The organism is Bradyrhizobium sp. 14AA, from assembly GCF_054185205.1.
Genome location: NZ_JAVAYM010000029.1, coordinates 21,470 through 34,648, shown reverse-complemented (window position 1 = coordinate 34,648; position 13,179 = coordinate 21,470). Strand labels below are relative to the sequence as shown.

At 64.6% G+C, this 13,179-nt stretch carries 12 protein-coding genes; 6 read left to right on the top strand and 6 right to left on the bottom strand.

The features are described from left to right. Positions 1–93: 93 nt before the first annotated feature. Positions 94–543, bottom strand: coding sequence for an SRPBCC family protein (locus RAD15_RS36980; RefSeq protein WP_458183652.1), 450 nt, complete (start codon positions 541–543; stop codon positions 94–96). 533 nt (positions 544–1,076) lie between these two features. Between RAD15_RS36980 and RAD15_RS36975 the strand changes: the two genes are divergently transcribed. From RAD15_RS36975 to RAD15_RS36955, 5 genes are all read left to right on the top strand, one after another. After that, positions 1,077–1,562: a (2Fe-2S)-binding protein gene (locus RAD15_RS36975; protein ID WP_458183651.1), complete on the top strand. Its 486-nt coding sequence runs from the start codon at positions 1,077–1,079 to the stop codon at positions 1,560–1,562. 86 nt (positions 1,563–1,648) lie between these two features. Then, positions 1,649–3,991: a xanthine dehydrogenase family protein molybdopterin-binding subunit gene (locus RAD15_RS36970; RefSeq protein ID WP_458183650.1), complete on the top strand. Its 2,343-nt coding sequence runs from the start codon at positions 1,649–1,651 to the stop codon at positions 3,989–3,991. Between the two features lie 15 nt (positions 3,992–4,006). Beyond that, positions 4,007–4,807, top strand: a complete 801-nt coding sequence (locus RAD15_RS36965; RefSeq protein WP_458183649.1) for an FAD binding domain-containing protein — start codon at positions 4,007–4,009, stop codon at positions 4,805–4,807. 198 nt (positions 4,808–5,005) lie between these two features. Continuing rightward, positions 5,006–6,142, top strand: a complete 1,137-nt coding sequence (locus RAD15_RS36960) for a CaiB/BaiF CoA transferase family protein (RefSeq protein ID WP_458183648.1) — start codon at positions 5,006–5,008, stop codon at positions 6,140–6,142. A gap of 104 nt (positions 6,143–6,246) precedes the next feature. Then, the gene (locus RAD15_RS36955; protein WP_458183647.1) at positions 6,247–6,558 is read left to right on the top strand and encodes a DUF1272 domain-containing protein; all 312 of its coding nucleotides are present in this window, start codon (positions 6,247–6,249) and stop codon (positions 6,556–6,558) included. Between the two features lie 135 nt (positions 6,559–6,693). On the opposite strand, the gene fahA is transcribed toward RAD15_RS36955, so the two are convergent. The 5 genes from fahA to RAD15_RS36930 all read right to left on the bottom strand — a co-directional run bounded on the left by fahA (position 6,694) and on the right by RAD15_RS36930 (position 12,408). After that, positions 6,694–7,968, bottom strand: coding sequence for a fumarylacetoacetase (gene fahA, locus RAD15_RS36950; protein ID WP_458183646.1), 1,275 nt, complete (start codon positions 7,966–7,968; stop codon positions 6,694–6,696). Between the two features lie 224 nt (positions 7,969–8,192). Next, positions 8,193–9,539, bottom strand: a complete 1,347-nt coding sequence (gene hmgA / locus RAD15_RS36945; RefSeq protein ID WP_458183645.1) for a homogentisate 1,2-dioxygenase — start codon at positions 9,537–9,539, stop codon at positions 8,193–8,195. Between the two features lie 2 nt (positions 9,540–9,541). After that, positions 9,542–10,498 carry an MBL fold metallo-hydrolase gene (locus RAD15_RS36940; protein WP_458183644.1) on the bottom strand — a complete coding sequence of 319 codons (957 nt, stop codon included), beginning with the start codon at positions 10,496–10,498 and terminating at the stop codon, positions 9,542–9,544. Between the two features lie 36 nt (positions 10,499–10,534). After that, positions 10,535–10,771, bottom strand: coding sequence for a DUF2783 domain-containing protein (locus RAD15_RS36935; protein ID WP_458183643.1), 237 nt, complete (start codon positions 10,769–10,771; stop codon positions 10,535–10,537). An 8-nt stretch (positions 10,772–10,779) separates the two neighbouring features. After that, positions 10,780–12,408, bottom strand: a complete 1,629-nt coding sequence (locus RAD15_RS36930) for an FAD-dependent oxidoreductase (RefSeq protein ID WP_458183642.1) — start codon at positions 12,406–12,408, stop codon at positions 10,780–10,782. A gap of 110 nt (positions 12,409–12,518) precedes the next feature. Here RAD15_RS36930 and RAD15_RS36925 point away from each other — a divergent pair, with 110 nt between their 5' ends. Then, positions 12,519–13,058: a MarR family winged helix-turn-helix transcriptional regulator gene (locus tag RAD15_RS36925; protein WP_458183641.1), complete on the top strand. Its 540-nt coding sequence runs from the start codon at positions 12,519–12,521 to the stop codon at positions 13,056–13,058. The last annotated feature ends 121 nt before the right edge of the window (positions 13,059–13,179 follow it).

The window sequence follows — 13,179 nt, the reverse complement described above, 5'->3', positions numbered from 1 at the left end:
CTTGCCGGTGTCTTGCAGAACGAAATGCGCCATCGAATTCAGGCAACATCGCGCCGCAATCCGATGGCTCCCATCAAACTCCGCGCGCATCGATCACGATGATGGCGCTACCAGGCCTGCGAAGTTTTCGAAGAAGTTCGCGGCGAGTTTTCGCGACGTCGAGTCGATCAGCCGCGAGCCGAGCTGTGCGAGCTTGCCGCCGATCTGCGCGTCGGCCTCGTAATGCAGGATGGTGACGTCGGGCGATTCCTCTTCCAGCCTGACCTTCGCGCCGCCCTTGGCAAAGCCCGCGACGCCGCCGGCACCTTCGCCGACGATGCGGTAGCCGTTGGGCGCGTCGATGTCGGTCAGCGTCACCTTGCCGCTGAACGTCGCCTTCACCGGACCGACCTTCAGGACCACGGTCGCCGTCATCTCCGTCGGCGATGCCATCTCGAGCGATTGGCAGCCGGGAATGCAGCGCCTGAGAACATCGGGATCGTTGAGCGCAGCCCACACCTTGGCTTTCGACGCCGGGATCCGCTGACTGTCATTCATCTGCATCGCTTCCACCCCTTTTTGCCGTTGCTTGTACGGTTCGACTAGGGTGGCGCACGCCGGCGATCAATCGCCAGGAAGTACTAGGGCGTGACGACGACCAGCGTCCCGCCCGGCAGGGCTTGCCGCGGCATCGCGCCGGCGGCGATTTGCTGCATTGCCGCGAATGAAATCAATGACTTAGCTCGCCGCCGCCTACTACCAAGATCGCGATTACAGAGGCCTCGGCGCGTGCTCCTATTCGCGACAACGAACAAGGCATCAAGGGAGAAACGACGCGGAGGAGTGCCCGACGTCCGAAGCGCTTCGCGCGAGGGCGGGGAACACGCCGTCACAGACGAAGCGACCATCTTTTCCAGAGCACCTTGCAAGGTCGCGCCACGCACCGGCGGCGGCACGGAGCATCGTGACCGAATCGCACCTGCGACATACGTCACGATGACCTTTCCATGACGCGCGGCCCCCAAAATCCCAGTTGCAAAGTTCCGTTGGCGCTGTCTCTAATTAGAATAACTACAAACACTCGGGAGGACTTCACCGTGTCTACAGTCAAACTGACAGTGAACGGCAAGGCCGTTGCTGTCGACGTCGAGGATCGCACGCTGCTGGTCCATCTCCTGCGCGATCACCTCAACCTCACTGGCACCCATGTCGGCTGCGACACCAGCCAGTGCGGCGCCTGCGTCGTGCACATGGACGGCCGCGCGGTGAAATCCTGCACTATGCTGGCAGGACAGGCCGACGGCGCCTGCGTCACCACCATCGAAGGCATTGCCAAGGGCGACGAGCTGCATCCGATGCAGGCCGCCTTCCGCGACAATCACGGCCTGCAGTGCGGCTATTGCACGCCGGGCATGATCATGTCGGCGATCGACATCGTGCATCGTCACGGTGGCCAGCTCGACGAGGCCACCGTCCGCCAGGAGCTCGAAGGCAATATCTGCCGCTGCACCGGCTACCACAACATCGTGAAAGCCGTGCTGGATGCAGCCGGGCGCATGAAAGTCTCGCAGGCGGCCGAGTAGAGCGGCGCGCCTCGAACGAACAAAATCACCGCTGCCGCTCTCGAAGGATAGCGCAGCCATAAAATTTCCGGTCGGGAGGACCAGACATGGGTGTTGAAGGCATCGGCGCGCGAGTCGTGCGCAAGGAAGACAAGCGTTTCATCACCGGCAAGGGCCGGTACGTGGACGACATCAAATTGCTGGGCATGACCCATGCCCACTTCATCCGCAGCCCGCACGCGCACGCCAAGGTGAAGGGGATCGACTCCTCCGCCGCGCTGAAAATGCCGGGCGTGGTCGCGGTGCTCACGGGACAGCAGATCGTCGACGACAAGGTCGGCAATTTGATCTGCGGCTGGGCCATCACCTCCAAGGACGGCAGCCCGATGAAGATGGGCGCATGGCCGGCGATGGCGCCGGAGACGGTGCGCTTCGTCGGCCAGGCCGTCGCGGTCGTGATCGCCGACAGCAAGAATCTGGCGCGCGACGCGGCCGAGGCCGTCGTCGTGAATTATGAAGAGCTCCCGGCAGTCGCCGACGTGCACGCCGCGATCAAATCAGGCGCGCCGCAGCTGCATCCCGAAGCGCCCGGCAACCAGGTCTATGACTGGGTGATCGGCGACGAGGGCGCAACCGATGCGGCCTTCGCCAAGGCCGCCAACGTCGTGAAGCTCGACGTCACCAACAACCGCCTCGCCCCGAACGCGATGGAGCCGCGCGCGGCGATCGCCGATTACGATGCGGCGGAAGAGCATTTCACGCTCTACACGACCTCGCAGAACCCGCACGTCGCCCGCCTCGTGCTGTCGGCGTTCTACAACATCGCCCCCGAGCACAAGCTGCGCGTGATCGCACCCGACGTCGGCGGCGGCTTCGGCTCCAAGATCTTCATCTATCCGGAAGAGATGGTGGCGCTGTGGGCTTCGAAGAAGATCGGCCGTCCCGTCAAATGGACCGGCGACCGTACCGAGGCCTTCCTCACCGACGCGCATGGCCGCGACCACGTCACCCATGCCGAGCTGGCGTTCGACGCCAGCAACAAGATCACCGGCCTGAAGGTGAAGACCTACGCCAATTTCGGCGCCTACATGTCGCTGTTCTCGTCCTCGGTGCCGACCTATCTCTACGCGACGCTGCTGTCCGGCCAGTACAACATCCCGGCCATCCATGCCGAGGTGATCGGGGTCTACACCAACACCACGCCGGTCGACGCCTATCGCGGCGCGGGCCGCCCCGAGGCGAGCTATCTGATCGAACGTCTGATGGAGACGGCGGCCCGGCAGCTCAAGGTCGATCCGGCGGCGCTGCGGCGGGCCAACTTCATCACCCAGTTCCCGCACCAGACACCGGTCATCATGGCCTATGACACCGGCGACTTTAACGCCTCGCTCGATGCCGCGATGAAGGCGATCGACTATGCCGGCTTCGCCGCCCGCAAGGCCAAGGCGAAAGCCGACGGCAAGCTGCGCGGCATCGGCGTGTCCTGCTACATCGAGGCCTGCGGCATCGCGCCGTCGAAGGCGGTCGGCAGCCTGGGCGCCGGCGTCGGCCTGTGGGAATCGGCCGAGGTGCGCGTCAACCCGGTCGGCACCATCGAGATCCTCACGGGATCGCACAGCCACGGCCAGGGCCACGAGACCACGTTCTGCCAGCTGGTCGCGGAACGCCTCGGCGTTCCCATCAGCCAGGTCTCGATCGTCCATGGCGACACCGACAAGGTGCAGTTCGGCATGGGCACCTACGGCTCGCGCTCGGCGGCCGTCGGTCTCACCGCGATCCTGAAGGCCATGGAGAAGATGGAATCCAAGGCCAAGAAGATCGCCGCGCATGCGCTGGAGGCGTCGGAAGCCGACATCGTCATCGAGAACGGCGAGTTCAAGGTGACCGGCACCGACAAGGCGATCGCTTTGCCGATGGTCGCGCTCGCGGCCTATACCGCACACAACCTGCCTGACGGGATGGAGCCGGGCCTGAAGGAGAGCGCCTTCTACGACCCCACCAACTTCACCTTCCCGGCCGGCACCTATATCTGCGAGCTCGAGGTCGATCCCGGCACCGGCAAGACCTCCTTCGTCAACTTCGTCGCGGCCGACGATTTCGGCCGGCTGATCAACCCGATGATCGTCGAGGGCCAGGTCCATGGCGGCCTTGTTCAAGGCATCGGACAGGCGCTGCTCGAGCACGCGATCTACGATGCCAACGGCCAGCCGGTCACGGCCTCGTTCATGGACTACGCCATGCCGCGCGCCGACGACGTGCCCTCCTTCAACCTCTCCCACACCACGACGCTGTGCCCGGGCAATCCCCTGGGCATCAAGGGTTGCGGTGAGGCCGGCGCCATCGGGGCGTCAGCGGCCGTGATCAATGCGATCACGGATGCGATCGGCAAGAACAATCTGGAAATGCCCGCAACCCCTGACCGGGTGTGGCGCACGATCCACGCGGCTTAAGAGGGAGGAACGAAGATGTACCAGACAACCTATCATCGTGCTTCCTCGGTCGACGAGGCCGCCAGCCTGTTCGGCAAGAGCAGCGAGGCGAAGTTCCTGGCCGGCGGGCAGACGCTGCTGCCGGTCATGAAGCAGCGGCTCGCAGGCCCCTCCGACGTGATCGACGTCGCCAAGATCAAGGACATGATCGGCGTCGAGGCCTCCGGCGACACGCTGACCATCAAGGCCGCCACGACGCACTACGACGTGGCGACCAGCGACGCTGCGAAGAAGGCGATCCCCGCGCTCGCCTATCTGGCCTCGCTGATCGGCGATCCCGCCGTGCGCTATCGCGGCACGATCGGCGGCTCGATCGCCAACAACGACCCCGCCGCGGATTATCCGGCCGCACTTCTCGCACTCGGCGCCACCGTGAAGACCAACAAGCGGTCGATCTCGGCGGAGGATTTCTTCCAGGGCCTGTTCACGACCGCCCTTGAAGACGGCGAGATCATCACCGCCGTGTCGTTCCCGGTTCCGGCCAAGGCAGGTTACGCCAAGATGCGGCATCCGGCCTCGCGCTTCGCGCTGACCGCCGTGTTCGTGGCGCAGACGAAGGCGGGCGAGATCCGGGTCGCCGCCACCGGCGCCTCGCAGAGCGGCGTGATGCGGGTGGGCGCCATCGAAGCTGCGCTGAAGGCGAACTGGTCGCCGTCGGCGATCGACAGCGTCAGCATCCCCGCAAGCGGATTGCTGGCCGACATCCACGGCACGGCGGAATACCGCGCCAACCTCGTCAAGGTGATGGCGCAGCGCGCGGTGGCCGCTGCCGGCTGACAGCGTCTCGACACAAATTTTCCGCGGCGCGCACTTCGGTGCGCGCCGTTTTATTTTGGCCGTGCGGCATCAAAACCGCTTGCCTCGCTGGCGTGAAGGCGAGAAAAGTTAATCAGCCAATTAACTCGCCCCCAAGAGCAACGTCAGAGGCGATTGCCGCACCACCGGCATCTGCCCGCGACCCGAGGAAACAACAACGTGCTCGATCAATCAGCCCAAGAATCCGCTCAAGAAAGATCAAAAGGCTCGTCCGTCCGCAGCTCCGGCCCGCTTTCAGGCTTCCGCATCGTCGAATTCGCCGGCATCGGCCCCGGCCCGTTCGCCTGCATGATGCTGGCCGACATGGGCGCCGACGTCGTCACGCTCGACCGGGTCGGCGCGAAGAAGAGCATGAAGTCGGTGGCGGGCCGCGGCCGAAAGGTGATCGAGCTCGATCTCAAGGACAAGGCGGCGATCGCCGAGGTGCTCGACCTGCTCGCCAGCGCCGATGCGCTGGTCGAGGGCTTTCGCCCCGGCGTGATGGAGCGGCTCGGACTCGGCCCCGACGTTGTGCTCGCGCGTAATCCAAAGCTCGTCTACGGCCGCATGACCGGTTGGGGGCAGGAAGGCCCGCTGGCGAACGCGGCCGGCCATGACATCAATTACATCTCGATCACCGGTGCGCTCGCCGCGATCGGCACGAAAGAGGCGCCGGTGCCGCCGCTCAACCTGGTCGGCGATTTCGGCGGCGGTGCGCTCTATCTCGTCGTCGGCGTGCTCGCCGCGCTGCTGGAGGCATCAAAGTCCGGCAAGGGCCAGGTCGTGGACGCGGCGATGTGCGACGGCGCAGCATCGCTGATGTCGTTCTTCTTCGACATGACCACACTCGGCCGCTGGACCGAGGGGCGCAACCAGAACTTTCTCGACGGCGGCGCGCATTTCTACGGCGTCTACGAATGCGCCTGCGGCCACTTCGTCTCGATCGGCTCGATCGAGCCGCAGTTCTACGCGCTGCTGCGCGAGCACGCGGGCCTGACCGATTCGGATTTCGACGCGCAGATGAACCCCAAGGCCTGGCCGGCACTGAAGGAGAAGCTCAAGGCGGTGTTCAAGAGCAAGACGCGCGAGGACTGGTGCAAGATCATGGAAGGCACCGACATCTGCTTCGCACCGGTGCTGACCATGTCGGAAGCCACCGGGCATCCGCACATGGTCGCCCGCAACGTCTTCGTCGAGCGCCACGGCGTGAAGCAGCCCGCGCCGGCGCCGAGATTCTCACGCACGCCGTCGGCAGTGCGCGAGCCGGAGGCGGCGGAGATCGCTGCGGTTACGAAGGCGTGGAAGGCTGGACACTAGCGGCGCTGGCAATCGCCTCAAGCCCGGCTGAAATCGAGGGAACTACGGCATTCGCGCCGTGTGCGCGATCTGCGATGATCCCGGTCAATCCGGGAGATTCAGCCATGGCGCTCCAGCTTCGACCGAATTGCGAATATTGCGACCGCGACTTGCCGCCTGATGCGACGGATGCGTGGATCTGCTCCTATGAATGCACGTTCTGCGCGGACTGCGTGGAGACGAAACTCTCCAACGTCTGCCCGAACTGCGGCGGCGGCTTTGCGCCGCGCCCGATCAGGCCGACGCAGGAATGGCGGCTGGGTGTGTGCACGACCAAGCAGGCGCCATCGGACAAGCGGGTGCATTTGAAGTACAGCGCTGAGGATGTCGCGGCGCATTGCGCGAGGATCAAGGGCGTGCCGCCGGAGAAGCGATAGGTCTCGTAGGGTGGGTTAGCGCAGCGTAACCCACCACTTCTGCTGCCGCGGACGCCAAAGAGGTGGGTTACGCCGAGCGATTGCGCTTTGCGCAATCGCAGGGCTAACCCACCCTACGACATCGGAACGCGCGGCTCACTCCGCCGCGAGAATCGTCCCCTCGACCTCGCCAAACCCAACGCGATAACCCTTGCCCTGGCACCAGCCGCGCATGACGAGGCTGTCGCCGTCGTCCAGGAACGAGCGCTTGGCGCCGCCCGGCAGCTCGACCGGCTCGGTGCCGTTCCAGCTGATCTCGAGCAAGCTGCCGCGCTGGCTCTTCTCCGGGCCGGAGATGGTGCCGCTGCCGAGGAGATCGCCGACATTCATGGCGCAGCCAGAGGACGCGTGGTGCATCAGTTGCTGCACCGAGGACCAGTACATGTATCTGAAATTGGTGCGGCTGATGCTGGCGGGCGCGTTGGCGCCGGCGGCGCGCAAGGAGACGTCGAGCTCCAGATCGTAGTTCTGGGGCTTGGCCTGCCTGAGATAGTCCAGCGGCACCGGCTGCTGCTCCGGCCCCGTCAGCCGGAACGGCTCCAGCGCCTCGCGCGTCACCACCCACGGGCTGATCGAGGTCGCGAACGCTTTGGCGAGGAACGGGCCGAGCGGCACATATTCCCATTGCTGGATGTCGCGCGCGCTCCAGTCGTTGAGCAGCACGAAGCCGAAGATCATCTCCTCGGCCTGTTGCTCGGTGAGCATGCCACCCATCGGCGAGGGCTGGCCGACCACGACGCCCATCTCCAGCTCGAAATCGAGCCGCTTGCATGGCGCAAAGCTCGGCACCTCGACGTTCGGCGGCTTGAGCTGCCCGCGCGGCCGCTTCACTGGGGTGCCTGACACGACGACGGTCGAGGCTCGGCCGTTATAGCCGATCGGCATATGCAGCCAGTTCGGCTGCAGTGCATTGTCCTTGCCGCGGAACATCACGCCGACATTGGTGGCGTGCTCCTTCGAGGAGTAGAAGTCTGTGTAGCCGGAGACGGCGAACGGCAGATGGAGTCTCGCATCACGCATCGGCACGAGCGCCTGCTTGCGCAGCTCCTCATTGTCGCGCAGCTCCGGATGATCGTGACGCAAGAGCTCGCTGATCCGTGCCCGCGTCTTCGCCCACACCTTTGGCCCCAGCGCCATGAAGGGATTGAGCGAGGCCCCCGAGAACACGCCGAGCGGGCCGACGTCGAGCCGGGAATCCTGCTCGAGCTCCCAGAGATCGAGCACGTAGCTTCCAATCGCCACACCAACGCGCGGCGTCGTGTTGGCCGCGGTCGAGAACACGCCGTAGGGCAGGTTCTGGATCGGGAAGTCGGAGGCGGGATCAATTTCGATGAAGGCGCGGAGGCTGGGGTCGTTCGGGTGGGTTGTCACTTTCGGCTCGATCCTTTCTTCCTTCTCCCCTTGTGGGAGAAGGTGGCATAGGCGGCCTTCGGCCGCCGTCCTTAAGAACGCCGATGCTTCGCATCGGCTATGGCGCCGGATGAGGGGTTGTCTCCGCGAACTCCAATGAGAGATTTCCGTGCTGAGAGAACCCCTCACCCGTCTCGCCGCTGTGCGGCGAACCGCCCTCTCCCACAAGGGGAGAGGGTAAGAAGCTACGGCTTGTTCGGGTCGAACCGCTTTTCCAGGCCCTTCCAGCAATCCGCGTAATCGTCCTGCAGCGTCGACGCGTTCGCCGCATGCGCGGTGACGCGCTGCGGATAGCGGGTCTCGAACATGAAGGCCATGGTGCCGGTCAGCTTCACCGGCTTCAATTCGCCGTTGCTGGCGTGCTCGAAGGCGTCGCGGTCGGGGCCATGCGGCAGCATGCAATTGTGCAGGCTCATGCCGCCGGGGACGAAGCCTTGCGGCTTGGCGTCGTAGACGCCGTAGATCAGGCCCATGAACTCGCTCATGATGTTCATGTGGTACCAGGGCGGACGGAAAGTGTTGTCGGCCACCATCCAGCGCTCGGGGAAGATGACGAAGTCGATATTCGCGGTGCCGGCCGTTTCCGACGGCGAGGTCAGCACGGTGAAGATCGACGGATCGGGGTGATCGAAGCCGATCGCACCGACCGGAGAGAAGGTGCGCAGATCGTATTTGTAGGGCGCGTAATTGCCGTGCCAGGCGACGACGTCGATCGGCGAATGCGGCAGCGTGGTCTTGAACAGCGCCCCGCCCCATTTCACGTGGAGCTCGGTCGGCGTGTCCTTGTCCTCGTAGTAAGCCACCGGCGTCAGGAAGTCGCGCGCGTTGGCGAGGCAGTTGGCGCCGATCGGGCCGCGCTCCGGCAGCGTGAACGCGCCGCCGTAATTCTCGCAGAGATAGCCGCGTGCCGGTCCGTTCGGAATCTCGACGCGGAACTTGACGCCGCGCGGGATCACCACGATCTCGCCGGGCTCGGCGTCGATGCGGCCGAACTCGGTGACGAGGCGCAGATTGCCCTGCTGCAGCACGAACATCAGCTCGCCGTCGGCATTGTAGAAATGCTGGTCCACCATCGATTTGGTGATGAGGTAGACATGCGCGGCCATGCCGGCCTGCGTATTGACGTCGCCCGCCGTCGTCATGGTCTGCACGCCCTGAACGAAGGTGACGTCATCCTTCGGGAGCGGCGTCGGATCCCAGCGCATCTGCGCGATCGGCAGATCGTATTCGTGGCACGGCGCCGAGCGCCAGAGAGCGGCATCGGCCTTCTCGAAGCGTCCCGAATGCTTCACCGAGGGCCGGATGCGATAGAGCCAGGAGCGTTCGTTGGTGCCGCGCGGCGCGGTGAAGGGCGAGCCGGAAAGCTGCTCGGCATAGAGCCCGTAGGCGCAGCGCTGCGGCGAGTTGCGCCCCAGGGGCAGCGCGCCCGGCAGCGCCTCGGTCTCAAAACTGTTGCCGAAGCCGGACATGTAGCCCGGCGTGACCTGGGCCGAGCTGCGAACGATCTGATCGGGCGAGGTATTGATGTTCATGACTATCCTCCTCCTTGCAGGGCGGCCCACATCTCCTGGTCGCGCTTGTCGGTCCAGATCACGGGGTCGTCGATCCCCGACGCCTCGTCGAAGGCGCGGGAGACGTTGAACGGCAGGCAGTGCTCGTAGATGGCGAAGCCCGAGAATTTCGGATCCATCACCTCGCGCGTCGCTGCCATCGATTCCTTCAGCGTGCGCCCCTTGGCGACCGATATTTCGGCCGCACCGTAGAGCGAGGTGACGAAGTCGCGCGTCATCGCGATGGCTTCGCGCACCGTGGCCGTGCCGTTGAGCGCATCGCCGCGCCCCGGCGCGATCGCCTTGGGATTGAAGTTACGGATCTCGTTGAGCGTCAGCGGCCATTCGCGCAAATGCGCATCGCCGCAATAGCAGGCCGAGTGATATTCGATGAGATCGCCGGAGAACATCACTTCCGCATCCGGCACCCAGGCGACGATGTCGCCGGAGGTATGACCGGCGCCAAGCTGCATAAGCCGCACCTCGCGCTTGCCGAGATAGATCGACATCTCGCCTTCGAAGGTCAGCGTCGGCCAGGTCAGGCCGGGAATGCTCGAGGCATCCTGGAACAGCCGCGGGAAGCGGCCATATTCGGAATCCCAATCCTGCTTGCCGCGCTCCTCGATGAGACGATAGGTCTCCTGCGAGGCGACGATGCCCTGGGCGTGATAGGCGGACGCACCGAGCACGCGCACGGCGTGATAGTGCGACAGCACGACGTATTTGATCGGCTTGTCGGTGACGGCCTTGACGCGCTCGATCACCTTGTTCGCCATCGCGGGCGTCGCCTGCGCGTCGAACACGAGGCAACCATCGTCGCCGACGATCACGGCGGTGTTGGGATCGCCCTCGGCGGTGAAGGCATAGAGATCGGTGCCGATCTCGGAGAAGGTGATTGTTTTCTCGGAGAGATCGCCGGTGGATGCGAAGTTCTTCGCCATCAGTTCATCCTTAGGTCTTTGCTTCAAGTCACTGGGTCATTGTTGTTGCTGTTGCTGTTGCTGCTGCTGCTGCTGGCCGTCGATCATGCGGCGCTTGGCGAGCAAGATCGCCTCCTGCAGCACGCCGATGTCGCCGATATGATTGGCGAGGGTCAAAACCAGCGCCGCGTCGAAATCGGCACTCTGCTCCTCGGTGAGCCCGCGATGCGCCTCGACGATGGCGCGGAAGGCATCATCGGGTCGCGCGAAATTGGAGCTGGTGGACAGCGGCATATGAAACCTCAATTCAAGCCTGCAGCCCGCGACAGCGCAGCTGCGATCGCGTCGCGCGTCGGATGACGGAAGCGTGCGGCAACGTAGCCGTCGGGCCTGAGCAGATAGGCCGCTCCCGGCGCGCCGCCATAGCGCTTTGCGACAACGCCCGACGGATCGGCAAGTCCGCCCTCGCCGCCGATGCGGATGTCCTTCACGCCATCGGGGGCATCGATTGCAGTCCCATTGCTGAACGACAGCAGGGTGAAGTCCGTTCCGTTGCTGCGGAATGCATCCGTCAAATACCCCGGCGCGCCCCCGCGTGTGGCAACAGGTGCATCGAGCATCGAGCAGCCGGGCCGCGGGCCCGCCGTCCATGCGTCGGCATCGGGTGACGACAGCGGCGTATCGTAGCTGCACGGCACCGACAACCGGCCGCCATTGACCATGCGCTTGCCGAACTCGGTCTCTTTGGCCAGCGACAGCACCGCCTTGCGCAGCCGCGCTTCCTGATGCGAATTCGGCGCCATGAAGTCGGTCGAGCGGGTGGATTCGCGGATGTTCTCGTCCGCCGCCATGCTGCGCTCGACATGGTAGCTCTCGAGCAGGCTTGCGGGCGAAATGCCGCGCAGCACGCGATCGAGCTTCCAGGAGAGATTCTCGGCGTCCTCAAGCCCGGAATTGGCGCCGCGCGCGCCGAAGGGCGAGACCTGGTGCGCGGAATCGCCGGCGAAGATCACGCGACCATGGATGAAGCGGTCCATCCGGCGGCACTGGAATTTGTAGAGCGAGATCCATTCGAACTCGAACTTGTCGTGGCCGAGCATGCGCGCGATCCGCGGCCGCACGTTTTCCGGCTTCTTCTCGACGACGGGATCGGCGTAGCGATTGAGCTGGAGATCGATGCGCCAGACGTCGTCGGGCTGCCGGTGCAGCAGCGCCGAACGCCCCGCATGGAACGGCGGATCGAACCAGAACCAGCGTTCGGTCGGAAATTCCGCCGTCATCTTGACGTCGGCGATCAGGAACTGGTCCTCGAACACCTGTCCGGCGAATTCGGCGCCGACCATCTGCCGCAGCGAGGAGCGCGCGCCGTCGCAGGCGATCACATATTGCGCGTGCAGGCGATAGGCGCCCTCGGGGGTCTCGATGGTCAGCGCAACAGAGTCGTTGCGCTGCTCCAGCGCCGTCACCTTGTTGCGCCAGCGCAGGTCGATCCCGGGCAGATCACCGATGCGATCGACCAGATAGGCTTCGGCGTAATATTGCTGGAGATTGATGAAGGCCGGCCGCTTGTGTCCGTCCTCGGGCAGCAGGTTGAACTGGTAGAGCTGGGACTCGCCGTGGAAAATCCGGCCGACGCTCCACACCACGCCCTTCGCGACCATGCGATCGCCGACGCCGAGCCGGTCCCAATACTCCAGCGACCGCTTCGAGAAGCAGATCGCACGCGAGCCCTCGCCGATGCGGTCGGCGTCATCCAGAAGGACGACGCGCTGGCCGCGCTGGGCAAGGTCGATCGCCAGCGACAGCCCGACCGGGCCCGCACCGACGATCACGACCGGATGCTCGGCCGGACCCGGGCCGGTGTGGTCCTGATCGGGGTGGCGGCGGTAGCCGAACTGGATTTTGGCCTGATGCGTATTGGCCTGCGCCATACACTAACCTCGGCTCTGGTAAAGAGAGGACTGATCTGCTAGATAGTCTCACGTGCAACTATTTAGGACCGGAGCCGGCCGGTCGTCAACTGGAATTCGGAGCGCTCTCCTTGGCGAGGACGACAGACACTGCGCTGAAGGCACGCGAGGCAGACCAGCCATCGCCGAAAGCAAAGTCGCGGCTCGACTTGTTCAAATTCGTGCCGTTCCGCCTGAACCGGCTCGCGGCGGAAGTGAGTTCCGCGCTCGCGGTGGAATATCAGGAACGCCACGGCCTCGACATTCCGGCATGGCGCGTGATCGCCACGCTCGGTTTCCGCAACGATGCCTGCAGCGCGCAGTACATCTCGCAATGCACCCGCACGCATAAATCCACCATCAGCCGCGCAGTCACCACGCTGCTGCACGAGAAGCTGATCGAGCGGGTCGAGAACGAGGCCGACCGCCGCGAGTTCCGCCTGCAACTGACGGCGAAGGGCCGCGCGCTCTATGAAGAGCTGTTCCCGCAGCTGCTGCGGCGGGAAGACGAGATCCTCGCCTGCCTCTCCGCGCAGGAGCGCAAGCAGCTCTCGGCCCTGCTCGGCAAGATCGAAACGAGCCTCGACCTGATCCAGACCAGCGAAGAGGCCGACGCGAAGCAGGCGTATTAGCGCGTGAACTCGCAAGGTACCGATGTCGGCTTCTCAGGGGTTGAGCTGACGTCTTATGCCTTGTCAGAGCATTGCGGGTTTTGACCCAAAGCGGGCCTCAGGACGACCGGCCTCAATAACA

Bases quoted from the DNA above. Each gene is read 5' to 3' on its own strand.
- RAD15_RS36935 (WP_458183643.1), bottom strand. From the start codon at position 10,771: ATGCCGCTGTCCACCAGCTCCAATTTCGCGCGACCCGATGATGCCTTC.
- RAD15_RS36955 (WP_458183647.1), top strand. From the start codon at position 6,247: ATGGCGCTCCAGCTTCGACCGAATTGCGAATATTGCGACCGCGACTTG.
- RAD15_RS36970 (WP_458183650.1), top strand. From the start codon at position 1,649: ATGGGTGTTGAAGGCATCGGCGCGCGAGTCGTGCGCAAGGAAGACAAG.
- RAD15_RS36930 (WP_458183642.1), bottom strand. From the start codon at position 12,408: ATGGCGCAGGCCAATACGCATCAGGCCAAAATCCAGTTCGGCTACCGC.
- RAD15_RS36980 (WP_458183652.1), bottom strand. From the start codon at position 543: ATGCAGATGAATGACAGTCAGCGGATCCCGGCGTCGAAAGCCAAGGTG.
- RAD15_RS36940 (WP_458183644.1), bottom strand. From the start codon at position 10,498: ATGGCGAAGAACTTCGCATCCACCGGCGATCTCTCCGAGAAAACAATC.
- hmgA (WP_458183645.1), bottom strand. From the start codon at position 9,539: ATGAACATCAATACCTCGCCCGATCAGATCGTTCGCAGCTCGGCCCAG.
- RAD15_RS36965 (WP_458183649.1), top strand. From the start codon at position 4,007: ATGTACCAGACAACCTATCATCGTGCTTCCTCGGTCGACGAGGCCGCC.